The organism is Mesorhizobium bavaricum, from assembly GCF_056781655.1.
On the sequence record NZ_JBXAYV010000001.1, the window covers coordinates 674,781 to 700,179 of the forward strand.

Consider the following 25,399-nt stretch of genomic DNA (forward strand, 5'->3'; position numbering starts at 1 on the left):
CACCCTCGAACGCCAGCAGGGAAATGGGTTGCGTGGCTGCCTCCCGACTGCACCCTATCGGTGCTGGACCCGCCGCAGCCAACGCATGAGCACGCCTTCAAGGAAATGCTGCAGGCCCGCCGATCAAGCGTCGGGGGCGATATTGCTTGGTCGGACATCGAGGCGGTGCTCTGGCATTCGGCCAGAACGGTCACGAACGACGGTGTCGGACGCGCCGGGATCGAGATTGAGCGGCGGCCAGCGCCAGCGGCGGGCGCGCTTCACTGCATCCATATAGTCTGCCAGATGTGCGCAAACGATGGGCAGCCGAGGCTGTACCTGCCCAGGCATGGGTTCGCTGAGCTCAACCACCGCGCTGGCTCGGCGGCATTAAATCGGGCGGAGGTGGTCCAACTGCTTCCGGGGGCCGCAGGCTGCACGCTTCGGTTTGTGGCCGACATGGACAAGGTCTCAGCGGCGTACAACAATCCGGAGAGCTTGGTGTGGCGCGATTCCGGAGCCCTGGCGGCCACAATAGGTCTCGTGGCCGAATGGCTCGACCTCTCTGCAAACATGCTGGGTATTGCGGGCGGAGAATACATGCGGTCGATCGGATTTCCTGGCGAACGCTTCCTCGCCGTCGGCGGTATCCAAATTTCGTCGAGGTCTCCCTAGCAAGTAAATGCCGCAGTCTTAGCGGGTGGCGAACCGCGCTCGTTCGCTGTTCCCACCTTAAGAATCCCGCTGGCTTCCAACTCTCTCTCAAGTTTAGGCATTGCCTACTCCGATCTCGCCAGGGCCAGAAGCTGGTGGGCCCAAGTAAGGGCGACGTGGTCAATCTTGCCCAATTCAGAATAAGTATCGTCCAAGTCCGTTACCGCCCGAATTGGACGTTGTGCCAGAGGCTGGCGGATGTCCACTTTTGGGAACCGGTCGTCGTTACCGAAACGGCTGGAATGACGCGCGAAGCTGACGCCTGGCGGCGAATTTGAACCCCATACCCCGTCATCCCATGTTGATGATTTGTGCTTCGCCTGTCGCATAAAAAGGGAGTGTGGAATAATGGGTCGTTGCCATGGGTTCGAACCGATGGAGCCTCAATGTCTCACCTTAGCGCCGTCGAAATGACGGCGTTGCTCGACCTTGCCTGATAGCCATGATCCCTGGATGGGCACGCTGAAGCAGCTTAACCGATTTAATTGATTCTGACGTGAGTGTCGGCTCGTCAACGTCACGCGCCACCGCCATTATTAGCTCTTCGCACCTGCACAAAAATGTGCCAAACGCGGCACCCATGGTTGGTAACGTTGGGGAAGGGCCCTTGTTGAGTGCGGCTACTAACACCAAGGTGATCACACCGCCGGATATTCGTTCCCGGAAGGGTGGAACGCCGCTCGTCTGCCTGACGGCCTATACCACGCCGATTGCAAAGCTCGTTGATCGGCATTGTGACGTTGTTCTCGTCGGTGACAGCGTCGGCATGGTGCTCCATGGCTTGCCGTCGACGCTGGGCGTGACGCTTGAGGAGATGGTCATGCACGGTCGGGCCGTGCGCCGTGGCCTGGAGCAGGCGCTGATGATCGTCGACATGCCGCTCGGCTCCTACGAGGAAAGCCCCGAGCAGGCCTTCCGCAATGCCGCTCGTGTCATGGCGGAAACCGGCTGCGCGGCGGTCAAGCTCGAAGGTGGAGAGGCAATGGCCGAGACGATCCGCCTCCTGGCTGCACGCGGCGTGCCGGTCATGGGCCATATCGGTTTGACGCCCCAGGCGGTCAATAGCTTCGGCGGCTACCGCGTGCAAGGAAGGTACGAAGATGCCGAGCGCGTCCGGCATGACGCCCATGCCGTGGTCGATGCGGGGGCATTCGCGGTGGTGCTGGAGAAGATCCCCGAGGCGCTCGCCCGCCGGATCACCGCAGAGGTAGCGATCCCGATGATCGGTATCGGCGCCTCGGCGGCCTGTGACGGGCAGATACTCGTCGTCGACGACATGTTGGGCATCTTCTGCGACTTCCGGCCGAAATTCGTCAAGCACTATGCCGAACTCGGTGAGATCGCCGAGGCGGCGATCGCCGCCTATGCACAGGAAGTGCGCGACCGCCGCTTTCCAGCGGCCGAGCATCTACTCGGCGATGCGCCAAGGACGGTCGATGGTGGAGAAGCAGCATGAGCGTTTCGATCGCACGAACCGTCGCCGAGTTGCGCATGGCTGTCGCGGCATGGCGTCAGAATGGCCTGAAGGTCGCTGTCGTGCCGACCATGGGTGCCTTACATGAAGGCCATCTTAGCCTGGTGCGTGCCGCCCTCGCCAAGGCCGACCGGGTTATCGTGACGCTCTTCGTCAACCCGAAACAGTTCAACAGCGCGGCCGATCTCGTGGCCTATCCCCGGACTGAGCATGACGATGCCGCCACGCTCGCGCCGCTCGGCGCTCATCTGCTCTACGCGCCAAATGCAGCGGACATGTATCCAGAAGGTTTCGCCACCACGGTGTCGGTGGCTGGGGTGAGCGATGGCCTGTGCGGCGCATTCCGTCCCGGCCATTTTGACGGCGTGGCAACCGTCGTCGCCAAGCTCTTTTTCCAGACGCGTGCTGATCTCGCCTTCTTCGGCGAGAAGGATTTCCAGCAGTTGCACGTCGTTCGCCGACTCGTGCGCGATCTCGATATTCCGATTGAGATTGTCGCCTGTCCAACGGTTCGTGAAGCCGACGGCCTGGCGATGTCGTCGCGCAATGTCAGGCTCTCGGCCGCACAGCGCCTGGCAGCGCCAAAGCTCGCCGAAGTCCTGTCGGCTTCGGCCGAGCGGCTGTCGGCGGGAGCGCCGGCGGACCTTGTGCTTGACGAGGCCAGGCAAGCGGTCCTCGCTGCCGGTTACGACGAAGTCGAATATCTCGAGCTACGAGCAGACCATGACCTGTCGCCTCTATCCGCCGCGGACCGACCGGCCCGCCTGATCGTCGCTGCCTGGCTCGGCGGAACGCGGCTTATCGATAATTTCGGAGTTCTGCCCGGGCGGCGCAAAGGCGAGCTGCTCGCGGCAGCCAATGCGGCATGATCGAGCAGCCGCAAGGCTTGGACAAACGTGCGTCGTCAAAATGACCCAGACAAATAGCCGTAGCAGGGAGTGGATATGGTCTTTCGATTGAAGGAGCGCCTCGGCAGGAAGTTCGAAGAAGAAGTGCAATTCTTCAAGGGCTGGCAGAAGGACAGGAAACGAGTGGGCGCGCTCATGCCAACGTCCGTTCATGCTGCGCGTCGTATGGCAAGCGTCATTGACCCGGCATCCGGATTGCCGGTTCTTGAACTTGGCGCGGGAACTGGCGTCATCACCAAGGCAATCCTGGAAAGAGGCATCAAGCCGCATCAGCTGGTTTCGGTCGAGTATTCCAAGGATTTCTACCAGCGCCTGACGCGAGGCTTTCCGGGCGTGGATTTTCGATTGGGCGATGCGTTCGCGCTGGAGGAAGTGCTTGCCGAGCGGCGCGGGCAGCAATTCGACTGTGTTATCAGTGCGGTGCCGATGTTGAGCTTTCCAATGGAACAGCGTGTTGGCCTGCTTGAGGATTTGCTGGCCCGAATTCCTCGCGGGAGACCTGTGATTCAGATCACCTACGGACCTTTGTCGCCGGTGATCAAAATGCCCGACCGCTATGTCGTGTCTCACTATGATTTCGTCGTCCGCAATATCCCGCCCGCACAGCTCTGGACTTACCGACGAGCAGTCTGAGCCGCGGCACGCGCGGAAAGTGGCGGCATTCCGCAAAATCCTGCTGAAGGACACGACGGTGATCGTCACGAAATTCGCATCGATCGCGCTTTTGTTGCCGCCAACGCTTTGCGGAGGGCGGCTATGCCTTTTAGCGCTCATTCATCGGCTATGCACACCGCCCTGCGGACAACAGACAGAGAAGCCACCACGGCCGCGAAAATCTCGTGACGGCGTCTCGATGCCGGGACCGGCCTGCCATTTTTGGGAGGCGATCCGCCCAGTTGCCTGGCTTGGATCGTGCCGTCTATCTCCTGAGCGCATCATAGCCGTCGTCCATTCCCCCGGCGGAACCTCCCGATCGCCGGACCCCTGATGAAGATTCTCTCTGGAAAGTGACGTTTTCTTTGGAGCGTGACGGTCTGCGCCGTCTTGCCGTACTTGGCATGGCATTCTGCCATTCCGTGCCGCGCACTGCGAACCGCTGTCACTCTACAGCGCGATTGCCTTGGGAAATACGACAGGCAAACCACAATAGTCATGTTTAGGCTGAAGACTTTTCAGCGGATCTCGAAAAAAGGAAACGGCAGCCCGTCCAGTTCATGCAAAGCGCTTGAACTCGTTTTCGTTTGAGAAGCGTCGTCGCCAGTCCAGCTCTTCCGATCGTCACTCGCTGTCATGTGACGGCATGCTTCTGCAGCTTCTCGAAAACAAACAGATTGCCTCTGCGCACGCTGTCTTCAAGTAGGCTCGCCTTCGCCAGATGTGCCGCAATCGCGCTGGCCAGCAGTTGGTCAGCGTTGACCAGCTCGACAGGCGCCGGCGCACAGTGTTGGGCGCATGAGGCCCCTCGGCCCGCAGCAAGCCGGCCGCTTTCAGTGCAACGGCTCTTGCGGCATGCCATGTGAGACGTCGGTCTCGCGCTTTGCCGGATCCCCCACAAATGGTGCGCGACGAACTTGATCAGCAACGCTTCAGGCGCCGGCCAGACCAGCGGTGATCCCGTCGATGCCTGACACCAGGCCTCGAGGTAACCAAGGTCGGAGGCAAGCGCGCGCAAAGTGTTTTCGCCAATGCCTTGCTTGGCCAAATGGCGCAGCGTTGCGACGTCGTCGTCGGTCAGGAGGTCGGCCAGAAAATCGCGGCGGTCGAAGGGCAGCACGGAATCAAGCGCGTCGAGGGCTTCGGCCCGCCGCTCGACGATTTCAGCATTTTTGGTGTTGGCAAGCTGCCCTGTCACTGGCGCGTTTCCGTCTGGTTGGCGTCCCATCCTTGCGGAAAGCCCGAATATTCCGGAACAAAGGAGTTTTGGCCATGACCACCACCCTCACCGCCGCCGCCGTCTCGAAAAACTTTGGCGCCTATCAGGATGCCGCGGTCCGCGATCCGGTCATCATCACCAAGATGGCCGCCCGCGCACCGTGCTGCTAGCCTACGAGGATTTTGTCCGGCTGTCGAAGCGCGACCGGCGGGTCGAACCGACAGCGGCGATCAGCGCGGGCGAAATCGCGGCGGTCGAAGCTTCGGAAATGGAGCCGGGTCTCGACCATCTCAACGACGAGCTCTTCGGGTCAAAACCCTCCGGGACAAAAGGCCTGACGGCAAAAAATGCTGCCGGCTGAAATCGAGCTCGGCCACGTCTTCGGTTATTCCTATCATTGGCATTGGCAACACCGCGAGGGCCGCGAGGAAGGCGACAAGGACCGGCCCTGCCTGGTGCTGGCGCTGGTCGCCATGCAGGAGGACGGCTCGCCGGTCGTCCGCGTCCTGCCGATCACCCACACGCCGCCGTCTGATCCCGCTGATGCCATCGAGATCCCGACCGCGGTCAAGCTGCGCTTGCGGCTTGACGGCGAGCGGTCGTGGATCGTTTTGACGGAAAGCAACCGCTTCGCGTGGCCTGGCCCCGACATTCGGCCGCTGGACACCGAGAGCGGCTATTACGGGCGCTGCCGCCGGCGTTGTTTGCCGCGGTCAAGCGCCGGTTTGTCGCCATTGCGACAGGCACAAGAGCACGTCGCGCACAGACGCCGGCTGGCGCTGCGGCATGCCGGGGGGCGTGAGGGCAGGGGCAGTCTCCATCAAGGCGTCTTCCAGGCGGGTTTATGCGGCCTTCGCGGCCCTGCTTGCGCCGAGTCTAGCGCCTCTGCGCCGCCAAATCCATCACTGTCGATAAGCGGTCATTATCGATAGTGAGAAGGCCTGCAAAAGCAATAGCCTGTGAGTGAAGTAACTAGCAGAATAGCTTCATCATTGCGAATCGGGCAGAGTGAAATCAATGACTTGGCATGGTGAGCATCAAGCGTCGGCGGCTGCAAAAACGGGCTGGTGGACAAAACCATGATTTTCAGGACGCCGCTTCAACACCCGACGGGCGTCGCGATCAGCCCGGGCCGGGCCCGGCGGAAAGTCCGACCGTGTCCTTCGCGTCCATCCGTGAACTGATCCAGCTTTTTGTCTCGGCCTAGCGAGGGTACCTGTGCCGGAAGCAGCAGAGCCGATCGTCTGGTCATGCCGAGAAATCCTGGCGCGATTGGGCTGGGCGCCGGGCGCCGTCGTGCGGGAGGCGCCCGATCTGTTTGAGCCAGAGATCCGCGGCAAATTCCGCGACGCGGTCTTCGCGACCATGGCGTTGTGCCCCATGGTTCGCTTCGAACTGCGAACCGCCCACCCACGCATGTACCACGAGTTCGTTCTGGTCATTGCCGAGGACCAGACCGAATATCTGGCGTGGCGGGTCTCAGCCGCAGCCATCCTGCGCGAGCTCGGGCGCGCGCACGAGGCAAGCGGGCCAAGCCCGCGTTGGCCGCTCCGCAACGTGGTGCTTGTCAATGACGGAGTCGATGCGCGATGACGATCCATAGTGACCTGGCGACGACAATGCCGTGGGCCGAGCTCGCCGGGCCGCTGGTCACGGCCGAAGACGCCGTCGCTCGCCTGGACGAGCGACTCGCCCGCTCACCGGTGCGCGACGGTTTCGTCGAGCGGTTTCATTTCCATGATGCGGCCGCCACGCTGTGGCTCGACGGTGAGCTTGTCCACGTCGAGGACCTCGTCCTGCATGACGCGCATATGGACATCCGCGCGCACGCGGTCCTGCGCACCCGCCGGCAGATTTTTGGCAACGCCCCCGACTGGGCGCTCGGCCGCGAGGGATTGCGGCAGCTGACTGGCCGCCGCGGCGTAACGGCGGCGAAAAATGCCGCGGAAGGCGAGGGGGCTCTGGCGCCGAGGCAGGACCGGGAGCAAAACGAGGCGGACGAGCCGGATCCGCTGGCCGAGGAGTTCGCGGCCATCGATGCGGTGCTGGCGCGCTCGAGCGCAGTTCTCAACGGCGTGGCGGTCGAGCAGCCGCCTCGGCCGCAACCGACGCTCGAACGCGATCCATTGATCCACGACCCGGATTGGGATGAGTCTGCCCGTCTCGACGACTGGCGTAGCTTGCTTGATCGCGCCGTGAAGCTTCCGCCCGTTCTTGCTGCTGCGGTGCTTTGGGACGCTTGGGAATCCATCAGCCCGCTGCAACATCAGCCGTGGCTTGGCACCCTCCTGGTCGCAGCTGGGCTGCGGCAGCGTCGGAAGACCGCGGCCCACCTGCTGGCCCTTAATGTGGGCCTGCGTGTCATGAGCCGCGAACGCCGGCGCCATGGCGCCAGGACGACGCGGTTGCTGGCGTTCCTCGACGCGGTTGCCGAAGCCGCCGCGCTCGGCCTGAAGGAACACGATCGACTGATGCTGGCGCGGGAGCAAATGCTGCGACGGACCAGGGACAGGCGTGGCAACTCGAAGCTGCCGCGCCTCATCGACTACGTCCTGACCCGGCCGCTGGTCTCGAGCGCAATGATCGAAAAAGAGCTGAGGGTGACGACCAGGGGCGCGCTCAACCTGGTAGGCGAGCTTGGCCTGCGCGAGATTACGGGGAGAGGCCGTTATGGGGCGTGGGGTATCGTCTAGGGCGTGCGGTCCGCGCGACCCAACGCCGTCGCAGCTCGCTCGGCTATGTATCCCTGTTTTCTATGGATTGGCGCGCCGTCTTTTCCTCGATGGAGCGAAAGAGCGAGCGAGCGCCGTCGCCGCGGAAGTTGAACGTTTGCTCGCCATCTATGGGACCAATGGGTCCTTCTACGGGTAACGCCTCCCGGTCCTCGAATCCGCTGCCGCGCTGAGCGGGCCAGACATCGCTCGGCCTGCGCTCTCCCCGAGTTTGAGAAGCGGCCATGAGATTTCCATTCCCGTCAGGCTATACCTGGCAGGAAAAATGAAGGACTTCGGGCCAGACTTCCCCACCCGGCAGGCTAGGCTTTCCCGGCTGGCACATGCGTTGCAGAGCCTTTTGCGCAAACATCTCGCTCCAATGGAGGCACGCGTGAATCGCTGCAACAAGCTGGCCGACCGTCGTCCCCCGTCAATTTCGAACGGGAGGAGAATACCCATCGAACAGCTGGCCAGCTTAGGCGACCTGAACCCGAACGAGCCTCGACTTCAGTTAACACGACAGTGGTAGGCGGCGCGGGAGCGCACATTGTCGGGTTCTCGACCACGTGCTCGCATCAAGATTCCCATCGAACTACAATGCCGACAATTGTCCCGGTGAGCTGCTCACATGACGCTGATACCCGAGGCAGCAGATTTGGGACCAGTCGACGGCCAACATTCCACAATACGTACTGCGCATGCATGCCAAGGGCGAAATCTACACCGAGGGAGTCGATGAGAGCTCCTTTTAGAGCAACATAATTAAGAAGGATCGGATCATGGCTTACAAACATATGGATCGCCTGTCTTATGTTCATTCGGGCAGTTCCTGGCTGAAATGTCTGTCAATCGGCGCCAGCATGGTTGTGGCGTTACTGCCTCCGATCGCCCAGGCCCAGGATATCGAGGCCGGCAAGACGGTCTTCAAAAAGTGCGCCGCATGCCACAACGCTGATACCGACTCGAACAAAGTCGGACCAACCTTGAAAGGCGTCGTGGCCCGAACAGCGGGAACGGTCCCTGGCTATCCGTATTCGAAAGCCATGAAGGATGCGGGTGCAGCGGGCCTCGTATGGGACGAGCCGAACCTGACGGAATATCTGTTCAACCCCAAGGCGAAGGTGCCGACGAACAAAATGGGATTCCCTGGCCTTAAGAAACCCGACGACATCAAAAACGTCATCGCCTATCTCAAGAGTGTGTCAGGTTAGAAAACCCTAGTGTGCGTTTCAAGAACAACCCCAAAGGAGTGATCGTGTTCCACGCCGCGAAGCCCCGTTTGAGAACCGACTGCTCGGCCGGGCGGGTGGCGAAGGTCAGTCGAGACGGCGGTGGCGAAAGTGGTGGCGCTTGCCAACGTGTTCGATACAGAGAACACTCTCGTGCGGAGCAATCGGACGGGTTTGTGCCGCCGATATCTGCTCGTCCATTTCGCACCGCGTTCAGTCGACAAGCCGCGCGCGCGGATGCTTTACGTCGCTGCGGCAACGCTCTTGTTCCCGGCTTGTCACCGAGGAGGCCGCCGCGCATCCTATGCCCTAGTCCCTATGATTGCTGGGCCTGAGGGTGGCCCGTCATCCGATATGCAAGGGTACGAGGGTTAGGCCGGCTGGCCGGCACAGAGCCTCATGCATAGGAGACGGGCCTCATGGAACATACCAGATTTGTTGGTTTGGATATTCACAAGCAACGGATTTCGATCGCGGTTGCAGAGAGCGGACGTTCCGGCTCGGTGGAATATCTTGGGGAAATTGCCAATGACCCGGATGCCGTCAGCAAGCTGGGGTCGGCGGCGGGACAAAAAAACCCGGAAGGGGAGGGGGCTGGAACTGCTTCAGTTGAACCCGATAGTCGGGATGATGGTGAGGACGATCTTCTGGCTGAAGAATTTGCCGAGATCGATGCTGTCCTGGCGCGCTCGTCGAAGATTCTGAGCGGCGCCGACGTGTCTGCTCGAAAAGAGGAAACGTCACGACGTGACCGGCCGGACCTGATCTACGATCTCGACTAGGACGAGGACGCGCGCCCTGGCCGAATGGCAGGACGTGCTTGCTCAAACGCGCGAGCTGCCTGTGGTGTTGCGCGCGGCGATCACTCGAGGCCTGGTCCGACATCGAAGTGCTGCAGCATGGTGCATGGCTGGGGCCACTTCTGGTGGCCGCGCTGCTCCGGCAGGAGGGTCTTGCCGGCAACCATCTCGTCAGCCTGACATCTCGGCGCCAAAAACATTCCGCGGGAGCGGCGGCTAGCGCGCAATCGCGGCGATCGGCTGCTGGCCTCCCTCGATGGAATCCATGAGGCGGCGCTGGCTGGTCTGAAGGAACACGATCGGTTGGTGATGGCGAAAAGCCAGATGGAACGGCGGCTCAAACAACGGCGCACCAGCTCGAAACTGGCCGACCTGGTCGAATTCGTGCTCTCGCGGCCGATCGTCTCGACCGGCATGATCCAAGAGGCGCTAAAAGTCTCGAAGCAGGGCGCGCTCAATCTTATCGGCGAACTCGGCCTGCGCGAGTTGACGGGGAGGGGAAGGTTTCGGGCGTGGGGGATCGTCTGATCCAATCCCTCAAGGCTCTATGATTTCGTCCCTCGGACCGCTCGCTCCTTAAAAGTGCACGCCTAGACGATCCAAGTGTTCTGAACGGTTCTGTCGCAAGCCGTGCTTTTGGTTACAACGGGACGCTTTCGCGCCTCGTTCAAAGGCCGTCATTTCGACTGATCAGTGATCTTGCTGTGCGTGCGCTGGTATCTGCCTACAATCTCAGCCCGCGCGATCTAAAGCGCGTCGCGATTTAAGGGATTCAGGATTGAACGAAGCCGCTGACGCGGCATTTGGTGCACCGGTTTGCGGATGACGCTTCTGTTTTGAAGGATTGCTGCTGTTGAAGCGCAACCTTGAGAACAGGAGCAATGAGATGGCCGAGTTGAGCCCGCTTCGCCGGCGCATGATCGAGGACATGACGATCCGCAATCTGTCGCCGGCCACGCAACGATCCTACGTGCACGCGGTAGCGAAGTTCTCCCGCTACTGTGGCCGATCCCCGGACCGGCTTGACCTGGAGGACGTTCGCGCCTTCCAGGTGCATCTGGTCTCTACCGGAATCTCGTGGCCGGCGCTGAACCAGACGGTGTGCGCACTGCGGTTCTTTTACGGCGTGACGTTGGGTCATGCCGAGATCCCTGAGCGGATCGCCTATGCCCGCGCTCCACGCACGCTGCCGGTGGTTCTCAGCGCCGACGAGGTTGTCCGCTTTCTCGAGGCGGTGCCGAGCCTGAAGACGCGCACCGCCTTGACGACGGCCTATGCCGCGGGCCTTCGCGCTTCGGAGACCGTCGGGCTGAAGGTCGGCGACATCGATAGCGAACGCGGCGTCATCCGGGTCGAGCACGGCAAGGGCGGCAAGGATCGCACCGTGATGCTGTCGGCGCAGCTTCTGCGCATCCTGCGGGTCTACTGGCGACTGGCGAAGCCGCAGGGCTGGCTGTTTCCGGGCCGGGATGCAAATCGCCCCATCGACGTGCAGGTGCTGTATTCAGCCTGCCGCTCGGCGCGTGCGGCCGCCGGCATCGACAAGCGTGTGACGGTCCACACGCTCAGGCACAGCTTCGCCACGCATTTGCTGGAGAACGGCACCGACATTCGCATTATCCAGGTGCTGCTCGGCCACAACAATCTGTCCTCGACGGCGCGCTACACCAAGGTCTCGAACGGCCTCATCCGGCGCACGACAAGCCCGCTCGACCGGTTGAACATCGAAGTCGTGCCGTCGGGCTGATCGGTTCCGCCCATGTCGGCGAGACTGGAGGTGGCGGATATCTTCCGCCGCCATGGCGAGGCGTATCGGCAGGCTCATGACGGTCATCTCGGACGCGTCGAGCGCCGCACGATGAGCGCCATCGAACTGTGCCGGACCGCCGAACTGGGCGGCCATGTCGAGGGCTGCCGGTCCTGCGGGGCGATCCGCGTGGCCTACAATTCCTGTCGCAACCGGCATTGCCCCAAGTGCCAGGGAAAGACCTGCCGGGAATGGCTCGCCGCGCGGCAGAACGAGCTTCTGCCGGTTCCCTACTTCCACGTGGTGTTCACGCTGCCGGCCGAGATCGCCGCAATCGCCTTCCAGAACAAGGCGGCGATGTACACGATCCTGTTCAAGGCGGCCGCCGAGACGCTGCGCACGATCGCCGCAGATCCCAGACATCTCGGCGCCGGGATCGGTCTCATCGCGGTGCTGCACAGCTGGGGCCAGAACCTCACCTATCATCCCCACCTCCATTGCATCGTCCCGGGCGGCGGCATCTCCCTCGATGGAGGGCGATGGGTCGCCTGCCGGCCGGGGTTCTTCCTGCCCGTGCGCGTGCTGTCGCGCCTGTTCCGCCGTCTCTTTCTGGAGGAACTCCGAGCGGCCTATGATGAGGGCGGGCTGGGCTTCTTCGGCGATCTCGCCTACCTGGCAAAGCCTGATGCCTTCGTCTGCTTGCTCGCCGAGGCTCGTCGCCGTCAATGGGTCGTCTACGCCAAGCCGCCCTTCGGCGGGCCGAAGCAGGTGCTGGCCTATCTCGGCCGCTACACTCATCGCGTCGCGATCGCCAATTCCCGACTGATCAGCACGGCCGACGATCGGGTCGCGTTCCGCTGGCGGGACTATCGCCAGCGCGGCAAGACCAAGGTCATGACGCTCGACGCGCACGAGTTCATCCGTCGCTTTCTCCTGCACACGCTGCCCGACGGTTCCATCGCATCCGCCACTACGGCTTCCTCGCCAACGGTAATCGCGCCGCCAAGCTCGACCTGTGCCACAGGCTGCTGGCCGGATCGCAGCAGAACGAGCTCAAACCGGATGCCGAAAGCGCCGCTGTCGCCGCCGAGCGCCTTGCTATGGCGCATCGCTGCCCATGCTGCGGAGAGCCAATGATCACGCTCGCCATCTGGCGGTGCGGCCAGGCGCCGCCGCGCCCCTTCTGGAACGACACCTCATGACCACGCCGGGTGCGTCCACATCACCCGGTACGGTACCCGTCGCCATGCGCGCCGGCCCCCCGACCCTTGTCCCGCCGCACAAAGCCGCAAGCAGACAGCCCGGCGATAGAAGGCACTGCAGCCTATCCGACGGCTCGCGCCATCACGGTTCCGCCTTCCACCGTGCCATCCTTCGCTGTGGCCGCATCGTGAACGCCCTTCATCAGCATGGCGAAGACGATCCCGACCGCTCCTCCAGGCTACAATCCCCATAGCGCCAGATCGTCCCGCGGCTTCGTTCAATCCGGCTTGCAATGAGGTCCGACAACCAGTCCGCCCACTCCGTCGAGCATGCGGACCTCACAGAAGCCTCCAGATTCCCCTTGATTTGAGTTCGTGATTCATTGCGGTTGAAGGGAGACCGTGATGGGCAAGCCGCTACCACTTGAGTTGCGTCGGCGTGTTGTTGCGTATGTCGATGAGGGGCATGGTCACCGCGAGGCTGCGCGCCATTTCCGCGTTTCGCCTCGCTTTGTGAACAATCTGATCAACCTGCGCCGGCAGACTGGTTCGCTCCAAGCGCGCCGGCAGGGCCATGTGGGCGGCGGCAAGCTTGAGCGGCATGCCGAGTTTGTGCGCTTGCGATTGGCCGAGACCGGCGAACTGACGCTGGATGAGCTTTGCGTCGAACTGGAGGTGCGTGGTGTAAGCGTGCACCGGTCCAATGTCGGTCGCCTGCTCAATCGCCTTGGGCTCAGTCATAAAAAAAACTCTACTGGCCAGCGAGCAGCAGCGGGCCGACGTGCGCCAGGCGCGTGAGCTGTGGACCGGGCGGCGAAAGCGCTTCTTCAACAAGGCTTTGGCGCGGCTGATCTTCATCGATGAGACGTCGACCAACACCAAACTGACCAAACGCACCGGCTGGGCGCCGAAGGGCGAGCGCTTCAGGACACATGCGCCCTTCGGCAAATGGCTGACGCAGACCTTCATCGCCGGGCTACGATGCCACGGTCTTGTCGCGCCGTGGATCGTCAACGCGCCGATGAATGGCGCCATCTTCGAACACTATGTCGAAACGCAGCTCGCTCCCGAACTGTCGCCCGGCGATATCGTCATTCTCGACAATGTCGGCTTCCACAAGAACGAGCGCGCCGCACAACTGGTTCGCCAAAGGGGCGCTTGGCTCCTGTTCCTGCCGCCATACTCACCCGATCTCAATCCGATCGAGATGGCCTACTCAAAACTCAAGGCGCGGTTGCGAAAGAAGGCGGCCAGAACCTTCGATGCACTCTGCCAGGCTCTCGGCGATATCTGCCACCTGTTCGAGCCAGCTGAATGCAGAAACTTCTTCAAGGCTGCCGGATATGAGGCTAATTAATCGCGACACGCTTTAGAAGGGATGATGGCCGAACGCGGCCTGAACGTCGACCGGGTTGCCATTCCGTTTGCGACAGAACCAGTCGTAATCTCCATCGCCGGCAAGAAGCACTGGCTATGGCGCGCTGTCGATAGGACGGCTATGTCCTCAACGAGATTGTCCAGAACCGCCGCAACATCAAGGCGGCCAAGCGATTGTTGACGCGCTTGTTGAAGAAACAAGGCCGCCGACAAGTTGCGCTCCTGTGGGCGGCAAGGCGGCAGGTGATGCCGGAAGTCGAGCACTGATCGCACAACCGCGCTGAGAATTCCCATGTGCCGTTGAGAAAATGGGAGCGACCGATCCAGGGCTTCCGATCACCGGAAACCCTTCAGCGCTGCGTCTCGATCTTCTCCGCCCCTGCGCAACCTCTTCGTTCCACCTCGCTCAAGACACTCCGCGTTTCAGATCCATCTTCACAGTCTGAACGCAATGGCGGAGTGGAAGGCCGTGACTGCGCTCTGCTGACAGCAGCGCACACCGCTTCAGCGCGTTCATACGCAGACAACGTGACAGCGTCACGCAATGAGTTAGCGGATTTGCCATCCTGTTGGAAATCCGACATCGTCGGAAATCCGACATTGATCGGATAGGAGCCGCCTCGCGGCGGTGCCCCTCCCCACCACCGGGCATACGCGTCAGGTACCACGACTGTTCGACCGAATTAAGCTTGGGCGGAGACATAGAGGCGAGAAGACTGAGCTCGTCGAAGTAGTGGTCGCGCAGAACCTGTAGGACCGCCGGGTGTCCAGACATGCACCAGAACCCCGTTGGCGAACCGGCGGCAACCGCAGCACTCGCGGCGGCGGACCTCGGCAAGCCGGCGACTGAAGGCGGCGGAAGTCCGCGGTGCTGCAGCATGTGATCTGCTCCTTCGATCCATGTATGGACTGGCACCGCGCATTGAGATGCAGTTGGCGCCGCGCGGCGGCGGTAAGACAGTTTTCGGGGGTGAAAGCCGACTTCCGGCCCCCTTCGCCATACCGACCGCACATCGAGCGGCCGTTTTAAAAAAACGCCATACATTTCAAATCTGTAGCAAGAAAATGGTCGAAATAATGTAAATCGGTCTGCTTCTTGCTGCAAGCATTTCTGACAGAGCCCGGCGTCCATCCGGGCGATGCGATGGGGAATGAAATTGCTGGAGTAGCAGCATGGCAGCTGCCGAAACCTTATATGACGTCATTCGTCGCCAGGGGATCACCCGGCGCAGTTTCACCAAGTTCTGCAGCCTGACGGCCGCTAGCCTCGGTTTCGGCCCGGGTGCCGCGACAGCGATGGCTGAAGCACTCGAGACCAAGGAACGCATTCCCGTCATCTGGATGCATGGGCTCGAATGCACCTGCTGTTCGGAGAGCTTCATCCGCTCGGCCCATCCGCTCGTCAAAGACGTCGTGCTCTCGATGATCTCGCTCGACTACGACGATACGATCATGGCGGCCGCCGGCCATCAAGCGGAGGCGATTCTCAAAGAGACGAAGGAGAAGTACAAGGGCAAGTACATCCTCGCCGTCGAGGGCAATCCGCCGCTCAACGAGGACGGCATGTTCTGCATCGACGGCGGCAAACCCTTCGTTGAGAAGCTGAAGTGGATGGCCGAGGATGCCATGGCGATTATCGCCTGGGGCGCCTGCGCCTCTTGGGGCTGCGTCCAGGCGGCCAAGCCGAACCCGACCCAGGCGACACCGATCGACAAGGTCATCCTCGACAAGCCGATCATTAAGGTACCAGGCTGTCCCCCGATCGCGGAGGTGATGACCGGGGTCGTCACCTTCATCACGACCTTCGGCAAGCTGCCGGAACTCGACCGGCAGGGCCGGCCCAAGATGTTCTATTCGCAGCGCATCCACGACAAGTGCTACCGCCGACCGCATTTCGATGCCGGCCAGTTTGTCGAGGAGTGGGACGATGAGGGCGCACGCAAGGGCTCCTGTCTCTACAAGATGGGCTGCAAGGGCCCAACCACCTACAATGCCTGCTCTACCGTGCGCTGGAACGGTGGCGTTTCCTTCCCGATCCAGTCAGGCCACGGCTGCATCGGCTGCTCGGAAGACGGCTTCTGGGACAACGGCAGCTTCTATGACCGGCTGACGAACCTCCACCAGTTCGGCGTCGAGGCCAACGCCGACAAGGTCGGCATGACCGCCGCCGGCATCGTGGGTGGCGCAATCGCCGCCCATGCCGCGGTGACCGCCTTCAAGCGCGTGACCACCAAGCGCGAAAAAGGCGACGCATCATAATCACTCTCGGGGAGGAACAGCATCGTGACAATTCAAACACCCAACGGCTTCACACTGGACAATTCGGGCAAGCGCATCGTCGTCGATCCCGTCACCCGCATCGAGGGACATATGCGGGTGGAGGTCAACGTCGACGAGAACAACATTATCCGGAATGCGGTCTCGACCGGCACCATGTGGCGCGGCATCGAAGTTATCCTAAAGAACCGCGACCCCCGCGACGCATGGGCCTTCACGGAGCGCATCTGCGGCGTCTGCACCGGCACGCATGCGCTGACCTCTGTACGCGCGGTCGAGAATGCGCTCGGCATCACCATCCCGGACAATGCCAATTCGATCCGCAACCTGATGCAGCTGGCGCTGCAGGTTCATGACCATGTCGTGCACTTCTACCATCTTCATGCGCTCGACTGGGTGGACGTGATCTCTGCGATCTCGGCCGATCCGAAGGCGACCTCGGCGCTCGCGCAGTCCGTGTCCGACTGGCCGCTTTCCTCTCCAGGCTATTTCAAAGACATCCAGACCCGGCTCAGGAAATTCGTCGAGTCAGGCCAGCTCGGACCTTTCAAGAACGGCTATTGGGGCAATGCATCCTACAAGCTGCCGCCGGAGGCCAATCTCATGGCGGTGGCGCATTATCTGGAGGCGCTCGACTTCCAGAAGGAGATCGTCAAGATCCACACGATCTTCGGCGGCAAGAACCCGCATCCAAACTGGCTGGTTGGCGGGGTACCCTGTCCGATCAATATCGACGGTACTGGTGCGGTCGGCGCGATCAACATGGAGCGGCTTAACATGGTCACCTCGATCATCGACCAGATTATCGAGTTCAATGACAAGGTATACGTTCCCGACATCATGGCCATCGGCTCCTTCTACAAGGACTGGCTCTATGGAGGCGGTCTGTCGGGCAAGAACGTGCTAGCCTATGGCGACGTACCCGAGCACGTCAACGACTACTCCGAGGCAAGCCTGAAGCTGCCGCGCGGCGCGATCATCAATGGCAATCTCGCCGAAGTGCTGCCGGTCGACCATGAGGATCCCGAGCAGATCCAGGAATTCGTTACCCATTCCTGGTACAAATATCCCGACGAGACAAAGGGCCTGCATCCCTGGGACGGGGTTACCGAGCCACACTACGAACTCGGCCCCAACGCCAAGGGGACGAAGACCAATATCGAGCAGCTCGACGAGGCCGCTAAATATTCCTGGATCAAGGGGCCGCGCTGGCGCGGCCATGCCATGGAGGTCGGGCCGCTCGCCCGCTGGGTCGTCGGCTACGCTCAGAACAAGGCGGAGTTCAAGGACCCGGTCGAAAAGGTGCTCAAGGATCTCGGCCTTCCGGTTTCAGCCCTCTTCTCGACACTCGGCCGCACGGCAGCCCGTGCGCTCGAATCGAGCTGGGCCGGCCACCAGATGCGCTATTTCCGGAACAAGCTGATTGCCAATATTAGGGCCGGCGACTTCTCTACGGCCCATGTCGAAAAGTGGAAGCCGGAAACCTGGCCCAAGGAGGTCAAGGGTGTCGGCTTTACGGAGGCCCCGCGCGGCGCGCTCGCGCACTGGATCAAAATCAAGGACGGCAAGATCGACAACTACCAGTGCGTCGTGCCCACCACATGGAACGGCAGCCCTCGCGATCCGGCAGGAAATATTGGCGCCTTCGAGGCTTCGTTGATGGATACGCCGATGTCAGACCCCACCCAACCTCTCGAAATCCTCAGGACCATCCATTCCTTCGATCCGTGCCTAGCATGCTCGACACATGTCATGAGCCCGGACGGTCAGGAAATGGCCAAGGTCCAGGTCCGGTGACGAGGATAAGTCATGACTATCCATGAAACTCTCGCAGCCGCCGACGCCCATGGTGAAAAGGCCGTCGAGCGCCAGAGCATCTATGTTTACGAAGCCCCAGTGCGCATCTGGCACTGGGTCAACGCCGTCTCGATCCTGACGCTCGCGCTAACCGGCTATTTCATCGGCTCGCCGCTGCCTTCCGTGCCGGGCGAGGCCATCGCCAATTTCCTGATGGGGTATATCCGCTTCATCCACTTCGCGGCGGGGCAGGTCCTTGCCGTGTTCCTTATCCTCAGGGTCTACTGGGCCTTTGTCGGCAATATCCATGCCCGCCAGATCTTCTATGTGCCCTTCTAAGAACGTGTACCACCGCAACTCATGCAGCCATTCCTTCCAGAAGCGGCCGCTCCAAGGCTCGTGACCAGAAGCCGTTTGCCGTCATGATCGCCGGCATCGAGGCGGCGCGGCAGTTCGCACGACTGAGCGAAGCCGAAGAAGCCTTGCTGGCCTCGCCCGCGAGCCCGATCGTGTTGGTCGAGGCACATGCCGGTGCGCTCTCCAACCTCATCGCGCCCGGCCTCGCGCGGATTGGGCTGATGCTCGCCTATGCTCCACTGCATCATGTGCTGCTCGACGAACTCGCCTGCCATTCGCCGCACCGACCTGCAGCGCTGGTCGCGACCAGCGCCAATCCCGGTGGTGAGCCCCTTGTGGCCGACAACGCCGACGCCGAGCGCCGCCTTGCCGCGATTGCGGATCTGATCGTCACCCATGATCGCGACATCACCGTCCGCGCCGACGACTCCGTCATTCAGGTCATCGATGGCGCCCCCGCGTTCATCCGTCGCGCCCGCGGCTTCGTGCCCGAGCCCGTCGATCTCGGCGAGGATGGACCTGCGGTGATCGCCACCGGCGCCGACCTCAAGAACACTATCTGCGTCACACGTGGGCGCGAGGCCTTTCTCTCGCAGCATATAGGCGACCTCAACAATGCCGAGGCGACCCGTTTCCAGCGCGAGGCGATCACCCATCTCTGTTCGATCCTGGACGTGAAGCCGGAATTCGCGGCCTCGGACCTGCATCCGGATTTCCGTTCGGTGCGGATGGCAGAGAGCCTGGGCCTGCCGGTCGTGGCAGTCCAGCATCATGTCGCCCATGTCGCGGCCGTGGTCGCGGAGCATCGGCTTTCCGGCCCGGTTCTCGGGCTTGCGCTCGATGGCCACGGTTTCGGCACCGATGGCGCGAGTTGGGGGGCGAAATGCTCATCGCCCATGGTGGTCATTGGCGCCGAGCGGGATCGCTTACATCGCTGCCGCTGCCCGGTGGCGACCTCGCGGCGCGTGAGCCTTGGCGCATGGGGGTGGCAGCCCTGCAGGAGGCCGGATGCCTTGATTTCGCGTCGCAGCTCTGGCCAGGTCATCCGGGTGTTGTGCAGCTCACGGCGATGTTCGAACGCGGTATGCAGCCGTCCCGGACAACCAGCCTCGGCAGGCTCTTCGATGCCGCCGCGGCGATAGCAGCCATTAGTCTCGTCCAGAGCTACGAAGGGCAGGCGGCGATGGAGCTCGAGGCCCTCGTCCGGGCGCCGCGCTGTCTCTCCGACGGCTATGCAATTCGGGACGGGGTGCTCGATTTCCGGCCGCTCATCCTGCATCTTGCGCGGGAAGGACTGAGCGGCGCTGACGCGGCCGATCTCTTTCACGGTACGCTGATCGCGGGACTTGCGGAATGGGCCGCGAGGGAAGCGGCACTCCTGGGCATCCCGGAGGTCGCGCTCGGCGGCGGATGCTTGATGAATCGGGTCCTTGCGGCCGGACTTGCGCAAGCGCTTCGGGACCGCGGTCTCAGAGCTTATTTGCCACGTCTCGCGCCGGCCAATGACGGCGGCATCGCGCTCGGCCAGGCCGCCCATGCGCGGCAGGTCATCATGAACGAGAATGCATCAGCGGAGGAGAGCCGGACATGTGCCTAGCGATACCGGTCCAGGTCAAGGAAGTACTGCCCGACAACATGGCGAGGGTCACGCTCGACGGCGTATCGAAGATCGTTTCGACCGCGCTGATCGACGATGTCCGGCCGGGCGACTATCTCGTCCTTCATGTCGGCTATGCGCTCGCGAAGATCGACCCGGAGGAGGCGGAAAGGACGCTCGCCCTCATCCGCGAAGCTGCTGCCATGGGAGATGCGGCATGAAATATATCGACGAATATCGCGACGGCAGGCTCGCCAAGGATATCGCCCGGCAGATCGCCGCTCTCGCCGATCCGGGGCGTTCCTATCACTTCATGGAGTTCTGCGGCGGCCATACGCATGCTATTTCCCGCTATGGTCTCGAGGATCTGCTGCCGGCCAATGTGCGGATGATCCACGGACCGGGCTGTCCCGTCTGCGTGCTGCCGATCGGCCGTATCGATGCGGCGATCGCGCTCGCCATGCGGCCGGAGATCACGCTCTGCACCTATGGCGACCTGATGCGCGTGCCGGGCTCGAACGGATCGAGCCTCTTGAAGGCCAAGGCGGCCGGCGCCGATATCCGCATGGTTTATTCGACGCTCGATGCGCTCAGGATCGCCGAGGCCGAGCTCGAACGCGAAGTGGTGTTCTTTGCCATCGGCTTCGAGACCACGACGCCACCGACCGCGCTCGCGCTCAAGGCGGCGATAGCCAAGAGGCTCGGCAATTTTTCGATCTTCTGCAATCACGTGCTGACGCCGGCGGCGATCCAGAACATCCTGGAAAGCCCTGACGTTCGCAAGCTCGGCACGATCAAGATCGACGGTTTCGTCGGTCCTGCCCACGTCTCGACCGTCATCGGCACCGAACCTTACGAATTCTTCGCTGGGGAATTCCAGAAGCCGGTGGTGGTGGCGGGCTTCGAGCCGCTCGACGTCATCCAGGCGATCCTGATGCTGGTGTGCCAGGTCAATGACGGCAGGCACGAGGTCGAGAACCAGTATATCCGCGCGGTGACCGCGCTCGGCAACGAAAAGGCCCAGGCCGAGGTGGCGAATTTCTTCGAGCTGCGCGAGAGCTTCGAATGGCGCGGTCTCGGCGAAGTGCCCTATGGCGCGCTGCGGCTCCGGCCGCAATATGTGGCCTACGACGCCGAGAAGCGCTTTTCGATGGTGACGCCCGCCGCGAAGGACAACCCGGCCTGCGAATGCGGCGCGATCCTGCGCGGCGTCAAGAGGCCGGCCGACTGCAAGCTGTTCGGCACGGTCTGCACGCCCGATACACCGATGGGCTCCTGCATGGTGTCGTCGGAGGGCGCCTGCGCCGCGCATTGGACCTATGGCCGCTTCCGCGAGAAGGCGCGGCAGGTGGATGTGGGGAGGGCGGTCGCATGAACATGATGATCAAGGCCTACAGGCGCAAGCTCGATGTCGCGAACGGCCGTGTCGACCTTTCGCACGGGGCCGGCGGGCGCGCCATGGGCCAGTTGATCGAGGGCATTTTCCACAAGGCTTTCGACAATGACTGGCTGAGGGCCGGCAACGACCAGTCGGCCTTTTCGGTGCCTGGCGGGCGGATGGTGATGACCACGGACGGCTACGTCGTTTCGCCGCTTTTCTTCCCCGGCGGCAATATCGGCACCCTCGCCGTGCACGGCACGATCAACGACATCGCCATGGCGGGCGCGGTACCGCTCTATCTGTCGGCAAGCTTCATCATCGAGGAGGGTTTTCCGTTCGCCGATCTCGATCGCATCGCCCAGAGCATGGGCGCCGCCTCGCGCGAGGCCGGCGTGCCGATCATCACCGGCGACACTAAGGTCGTCGAGCGCGGCAAGGCCGACGGTGTCTTCATCTCGACCGCTGGCGTCGGCATGGTTCCGGACGGGCTCGATCTCCGGTCGGACGCCGCCCAGCCCGGTGATGCGGTGATCATTTCCGGCTCGATCGGAGACCATGGCGTCGCCGTGATGTCGAAACACGAGAACTTGGAATTCGACACCGACATCGCCTCCGATAGCGCGGCCTTGCACGGGCTGGTAGCAGACATGGTCGCGGCTGGCGGGGCGCATATCCGGCTAATGCGCGATCCGACGCGCGGCGGCATCGCCGCGACGCTGAACGAGGTCGCCAGCCAGTCGGGGGTCGGCTTCCGCATCGACGAAGACAAGATCCCGCTCAAACCGGAAGTGGCTGCAGCCTGCGAATTCCTCGGCCTCGATCCGCTCAATGTCGCCAATGAAGGGAAACTGGTAGCAGTCGTGGCGCCGGAGGGCGCTAACGCCGTGCTCGCGACGATGCGCGCGCATCCGCTTGGCAGTGAAGCGGCGCTGGTCGGCCACGTCGTGGCCGACGACAACTGCTTTGTCCAGATGACGACCTCGTTTGGCGGCGGCCGGATTGTCGACTGGCTGTCGGGCGAACAACTGCCCCGGATCTGCTAAGAGAGGGTGATGCGCATCCTGCTTCTCTGCCACAATTTCAACTCGCTCTCCCAGCGCCTGCATGTCGACCTGAGACGGGCTGGTCACGAAGTGACGGTCGAGCTCGACATCCATGACGACTTCACTCGCGAGGCGGTCGTTCTCTTTTCGCCGGACCTCGTGATCGCGCCCTTCCTCAAGCGGCTGATCCCGGCCGATGTCTGGCGCGGAACGCTCTGCCTGATCGTCCATCCGGGCATCCGTGGCGATCGCGGCCCAAGCGCCCTCGACTGGGCGATCCTCGACGGCGAAGCGACCTGGGGCGTCACACTGATCGAGGCTCGGGAGGAGATAGATGCGGGCCCCGTCTGGGCTTGGGCGGAATTTCCGATGCGCCCCGCTCGGAAGTCGAGCCTCTACCGACATGAAGTGACCCAGGCTGCCGTAGCCGGCGTCTTCGAAGCGATCGGCCGCATCGAGCGCAGGGAAGGGGCGGCGCTGCCGGCGAACTGGGGCAGGGGGTGCGAGCGACCCGCCTGCCGGAGGTCCGACCGTATCCTCGACCCGACCCGACACTCGGCCGAGGAAGCGCTACGTATCATCCGGGCGTCGGACGGAGATCCCGGCGCTACGATGACGATCGCCGGACAGACTTTCCTGGTGTTTGACGCCGAGCGTGCGGAAGGAGTTCCGGGGCCTGCCGGCGCGCTCATTGGCCGTTCGCGGCACGCTCTCGCCATGGCCTTCCGTGAGGGGGCGCTGTGGATCGGCCATCTCCGGCGACCGGATTCCCGGTCGCTGAAACTGCCGGCGCTCCGGCTGCTCGGTGCCGAAGCAAGCGATCTGCCCATCATCGAAGGACCCGAACCCTGCCGTTACCGGGAGGAGAACGGCGTCGGACTTCTCGAATTCCGCTTCCACAACGGCGCGATGTCGTCGGAAGATTGTGATACCTTGCGCAAGGCGATCACGAGGGCCAAGGCACGCTCGCTTCCGGTTCTTGTGCTGCGGGGCGACGCGGATCGCTGGTCGAACGGCATCCATCTCGGCATCATCGAGGGCGCCGACAGCGCCGCCGACGAATCCTGGCGCAATATAAACGCGATGAACGACTTGGTGCGCGAGATCATCGAGACCGATGACCGACTGGTTATTGCCGCGGTGCTCGGCAATGCCGGGGCTGGCGGCGTCTTCCTGTCGCTTGCCGCCGACGAAGTCTGGATGCGCGAGGGCGTCATCCTCAATCCGCACTACAAGGACATGGGCAATCTCTACGGCTCGGAATACTGGACCTATCTGCTGCCGGCTCGGGTCGGCGAGGGCCGAGCCCGCCGCGTGACCCAGGCAAGGCTGCCGATGGGGGTCGACGAGGCGCTTGAACTGGGGCTCGCCACCCGGCGCCTGCCGGGAAATGTAGAATCCGCCGACTGAGAACTGCTCCGCGCTGCCGCCGAACTCGCGGCCTCTCCCGATCTTGCCCGGCGGATTGCTGCCAAACGGGCGCGCCGCGCTCGCGACGAGGCCGAGAAACCGCTTGCCGCCTATCGGGAAGAGGAACTGCGGCGGATGCGGCGCAATTTCTACGGCTTCGACCCGAGCTATCACGTGGCGCGCTACAATTTTATCCACAAGACGCCCAAGTCCCGTACGCCCGTCACGCTCGCTGTCCACCGCGCGAACGCCGACCACTACGGACCGTAGGAGCACCATGCGATGACGAACCCGCTAGCAACCGTTCTCGTAGTGGGCGACGAGGTGTGCTCAATCGAGGCTATCCAGCGGGTTCTATCCGATGGGCGAAGCGTTCATACCGTCGCTCTATCCTCCAAAAAGTTGACCGCTAGTTAACGTGACATCGCCGTTAGCCGGTGGAACATGCGCTACCCCAAGACCGACGCCAGCTGGGAAGAGGTGGTCCGCGCGGCACAAGCCGTTGGCGCGCATGACTTCATCGAACACTTGCCTAATGGCTACGACACCGAACGGTTCTGTTGCAAATTTTTGTTGAACTGAAGCAAGAAGAGATGGCGGGCGGTGCTTATGCGGCGGCGAGGATATCGAACTGCTCGGCCAATGACGGATTTGGGTTGAAGGCGAACCTCGCCTGTCGTTTGCGCATCATGTGAAGCATTTCGATGCCGTCGAGGATGATGCTTGCGGCTGCGGGAGATTTGAAGCCGAGCATCGGCCGAACACGGCGCTTGATCCGCCGATGGTCCTGCTCGATCCGGTTGTTCAAGTATTGGCTTTGGCGGATTCGGATCGGCTTCGGTCGGCGCCTGCAGCGATCCTGCAATCGATGTGTCGTATCGCAGGAAACGATCGCCTCCTGGTTGGTCTGGCTACCATCGATGACGACACGATCGGGACGCCCATGGCGCTCCAGCGCTTTCCTGAAGAAACGCTTGGCCGCCGGCAAATCCCGATGTTCGCTGAAATAGAATTCGACCGTGTCGCCGACGCTGTCGATAGCGCGGTAGAGATACATCCACTGCCCTCGGACCTGATGTAGGTTTCATCAACATGCCATTTGCCGTCGCTGCGCGCTTGCGCCGGTTGAAGCGCTCCAGCAGCAAGGGCGAGAAGTGAACAACCCAGCGATGGATCGTCGAATGATCAACGCTAATGCCACGCTCGGCCATCATCTCCTTCAAATCGCGCAGGCTCAGTCCATATGCCAGATACCAGCGAACGCACACCAGGATGACCGATCGGTCGAAATGCCGGCCTCTGAACATCACAAACCTCCGAAAAAAATGTCGGAGGTCACTTGCCAGACAACCCGTAACGAAAAAGTTTGCAACAGAACCGGCTATGCAACCTCTGCTGCACCGCCTCAACACTGGCGCATAGCTGGTCGTTTTGCGCAAACCACTTCGTCTACTGGGCTCCTCCAACCATTTGGGAGATGGATGGGTCTATCCAAAAAACTAATTTTAACTCTCTGTGAA

20 protein-coding genes and 10 pseudogenes are annotated in these 25,399 nt (G+C 62.2%); 28 read left to right on the plus strand and 2 right to left on the minus strand.

The annotated features are described in order from the left end of the window. Window positions 1-60 precede the first annotated feature (60 nt). The 4 genes from AC1RZR_RS36020 (at window position 61) to pmtA (ending at window position 3,708) form a co-directional block, all read left to right on the plus strand. Window positions 61-654, plus strand: coding sequence for a nitroreductase family protein (locus tag AC1RZR_RS36020; RefSeq protein ID WP_481829356.1), 594 nt, complete (start codon window positions 61-63; stop codon window positions 652-654). Window positions 655-1,303: 649 nt separating this feature from the next. Next, window positions 1,304-2,149 carry a 3-methyl-2-oxobutanoate hydroxymethyltransferase gene (gene panB, locus AC1RZR_RS36025; protein WP_481829357.1) on the plus strand — a complete coding sequence of 282 codons (846 nt, stop codon included), beginning with the start codon at window positions 1,304-1,306 and terminating at the stop codon, window positions 2,147-2,149. Then, window positions 2,146-3,036, plus strand: coding sequence for a pantoate--beta-alanine ligase (panC, locus tag AC1RZR_RS36030; RefSeq protein WP_481829358.1), 891 nt, complete (start codon window positions 2,146-2,148; stop codon window positions 3,034-3,036). Before panB ends, panC begins: the two co-directional genes overlap by 4 nt. Window positions 3,037-3,111: 75 nt before the next feature. Continuing rightward, on the plus strand, window positions 3,112-3,708 hold the full coding sequence (pmtA, locus tag AC1RZR_RS36035) for a phospholipid N-methyltransferase PmtA (protein ID WP_481829359.1): 597 nt from the start codon (window positions 3,112-3,114) through the stop codon (window positions 3,706-3,708). Between the two features lie 771 nt (window positions 3,709-4,479). Here the strand turns inward: pmtA and AC1RZR_RS36040 are convergent. Then, window positions 4,480-4,957: pseudogene (locus AC1RZR_RS36040) on the minus strand (integrase); the annotation flags it as partial. A 44-nt stretch (window positions 4,958-5,001) separates the two neighbouring features. Between AC1RZR_RS36040 and AC1RZR_RS36045 the strand changes: the two are divergent. The 24 genes and pseudogenes from AC1RZR_RS36045 (at window position 5,002) to AC1RZR_RS36160 (ending at window position 24,461) form a co-directional block, all read left to right on the plus strand. After that, window positions 5,002-5,309, plus strand: a pseudogene (locus tag AC1RZR_RS36045) (type II toxin-antitoxin system Phd/YefM family antitoxin). Beyond that, window positions 5,296-5,750 (plus strand): annotated as a pseudogene (locus AC1RZR_RS36050) (plasmid maintenance toxin (PemK-like)). Before AC1RZR_RS36045 ends, AC1RZR_RS36050 begins: the two co-directional pseudogenes overlap by 14 nt. A 225-nt stretch (window positions 5,751-5,975) precedes the next feature. After that, window positions 5,976-6,155: a hypothetical protein gene (locus tag AC1RZR_RS36055; protein ID WP_481829360.1), complete on the plus strand. Its 180-nt coding sequence runs from the start codon at window positions 5,976-5,978 to the stop codon at window positions 6,153-6,155. A gap of 11 nt (window positions 6,156-6,166) precedes the next feature. Next, window positions 6,167-6,541: a DUF5131 domain-containing protein gene (locus tag AC1RZR_RS36060; RefSeq protein WP_481829361.1), complete on the plus strand. Its 375-nt coding sequence runs from the start codon at window positions 6,167-6,169 to the stop codon at window positions 6,539-6,541. After that, window positions 6,538-7,641: an RHE_PE00001 family protein gene (locus AC1RZR_RS36065; RefSeq protein WP_481829362.1), complete on the plus strand. Its 1,104-nt coding sequence runs from the start codon at window positions 6,538-6,540 to the stop codon at window positions 7,639-7,641. The genes AC1RZR_RS36060 and AC1RZR_RS36065 overlap by 4 nt, the downstream gene beginning before the upstream one ends. Before the next feature lie 800 nt (window positions 7,642-8,441). Next, a complete protein-coding gene (locus AC1RZR_RS36070; RefSeq protein ID WP_481829363.1) occupies window positions 8,442-8,873 on the plus strand; it encodes a c-type cytochrome in 432 nt (143 codons plus the stop codon). 437 nt (window positions 8,874-9,310) lie between these two features. Further along, window positions 9,311-9,673 carry a hypothetical protein gene (locus AC1RZR_RS36075; RefSeq protein ID WP_481829364.1) on the plus strand — a complete coding sequence of 121 codons (363 nt, stop codon included), beginning with the start codon at window positions 9,311-9,313 and terminating at the stop codon, window positions 9,671-9,673. A gap of 107 nt (window positions 9,674-9,780) precedes the next feature. After that, window positions 9,781-9,960 (plus strand): DUF1612 domain-containing protein, encoded by a 180-nt coding sequence (locus AC1RZR_RS36080; protein WP_425351705.1) that lies wholly within the window; start codon window positions 9,781-9,783, stop codon window positions 9,958-9,960. Beyond that, a pseudogene (locus tag AC1RZR_RS36085) lies at window positions 9,887-10,219 on the plus strand (helix-turn-helix domain-containing protein); the annotation flags it as partial. The gene AC1RZR_RS36080 and the pseudogene AC1RZR_RS36085, both read left to right, overlap by 74 nt. Before the next feature lie 358 nt (window positions 10,220-10,577). Next, the gene (locus AC1RZR_RS36090; protein WP_352651383.1) at window positions 10,578-11,438 is read left to right on the plus strand and encodes a tyrosine-type recombinase/integrase; all 861 of its coding nucleotides are present in this window, start codon (window positions 10,578-10,580) and stop codon (window positions 11,436-11,438) included. A gap of 12 nt (window positions 11,439-11,450) precedes the next feature. After that, a pseudogene (locus tag AC1RZR_RS36095) lies at window positions 11,451-12,640 on the plus strand (IS91 family transposase). A gap of 405 nt (window positions 12,641-13,045) precedes the next feature. After that, on the plus strand, window positions 13,046-13,438 hold the full coding sequence (locus AC1RZR_RS36100; protein ID WP_481829365.1) for an IS630 transposase-related protein: 393 nt from the start codon (window positions 13,046-13,048) through the stop codon (window positions 13,436-13,438). Beyond that, entirely contained in the window at window positions 13,422-13,997 is a 576-nt protein-coding gene (locus AC1RZR_RS36105) for an IS630 family transposase (protein WP_481829366.1), read from the plus strand. Before AC1RZR_RS36100 ends, AC1RZR_RS36105 begins: the two co-directional genes overlap by 17 nt. A 75-nt stretch (window positions 13,998-14,072) precedes the next feature. Beyond that, a pseudogene (locus tag AC1RZR_RS36110) lies at window positions 14,073-14,504 on the plus strand (DDE-type integrase/transposase/recombinase); the annotation flags it as partial. Between the two features lie 686 nt (window positions 14,505-15,190). Continuing rightward, window positions 15,191-16,276, plus strand: coding sequence for a hydrogenase small subunit (locus tag AC1RZR_RS36115; RefSeq protein ID WP_481829367.1), 1,086 nt, complete (start codon window positions 15,191-15,193; stop codon window positions 16,274-16,276). A 24-nt stretch (window positions 16,277-16,300) separates the two neighbouring features. Next, window positions 16,301-18,091: a nickel-dependent hydrogenase large subunit gene (locus AC1RZR_RS36120; protein WP_481829368.1), complete on the plus strand. Its 1,791-nt coding sequence runs from the start codon at window positions 16,301-16,303 to the stop codon at window positions 18,089-18,091. Between the two features lie 12 nt (window positions 18,092-18,103). Continuing rightward, window positions 18,104-18,424: pseudogene (locus AC1RZR_RS36125) on the plus strand (cytochrome b/b6 domain-containing protein); the annotation flags it as partial. A gap of 89 nt (window positions 18,425-18,513) precedes the next feature. Further along, window positions 18,514-19,191, plus strand: a pseudogene (locus AC1RZR_RS36130) (Sua5/YciO/YrdC/YwlC family protein); the annotation flags it as partial. A gap of 140 nt (window positions 19,192-19,331) precedes the next feature. Beyond that, entirely contained in the window at window positions 19,332-20,045 is a 714-nt protein-coding gene (locus AC1RZR_RS36135; protein WP_481829369.1) for a Kae1-like domain-containing protein, read from the plus strand. Then, window positions 20,036-20,266 carry a HypC/HybG/HupF family hydrogenase formation chaperone gene (locus AC1RZR_RS36140; protein WP_481829370.1) on the plus strand — a complete coding sequence of 77 codons (231 nt, stop codon included), beginning with the start codon at window positions 20,036-20,038 and terminating at the stop codon, window positions 20,264-20,266. Before AC1RZR_RS36135 ends, AC1RZR_RS36140 begins: the two co-directional genes overlap by 10 nt. After that, entirely contained in the window at window positions 20,263-21,420 is a 1,158-nt protein-coding gene (gene hypD / locus AC1RZR_RS36145) for a hydrogenase formation protein HypD (RefSeq protein ID WP_481829371.1), read from the plus strand. Before AC1RZR_RS36140 ends, hypD begins: the two co-directional genes overlap by 4 nt. Beyond that, the gene (gene hypE / locus AC1RZR_RS36150) at window positions 21,417-22,469 is read left to right on the plus strand and encodes a hydrogenase expression/formation protein HypE (RefSeq protein ID WP_481829372.1); all 1,053 of its coding nucleotides are present in this window, start codon (window positions 21,417-21,419) and stop codon (window positions 22,467-22,469) included. The genes hypD and hypE overlap by 4 nt, the downstream gene beginning before the upstream one ends. 9 nt (window positions 22,470-22,478) lie before the next feature. Beyond that, window positions 22,479-24,165: pseudogene (locus AC1RZR_RS36155) on the plus strand (enoyl-CoA hydratase-related protein). A gap of 158 nt (window positions 24,166-24,323) precedes the next feature. Then, window positions 24,324-24,461: a hypothetical protein gene (locus tag AC1RZR_RS36160; RefSeq protein WP_481829373.1), complete on the plus strand. Its 138-nt coding sequence runs from the start codon at window positions 24,324-24,326 to the stop codon at window positions 24,459-24,461. A gap of 25 nt (window positions 24,462-24,486) precedes the next feature. On the opposite strand, the pseudogene AC1RZR_RS36165 reads toward AC1RZR_RS36160, so the two are convergent. Further along, window positions 24,487-25,186 (minus strand): annotated as a pseudogene (locus AC1RZR_RS36165) (IS6 family transposase). Window positions 25,187-25,399: the final 213 nt, after the last annotated feature.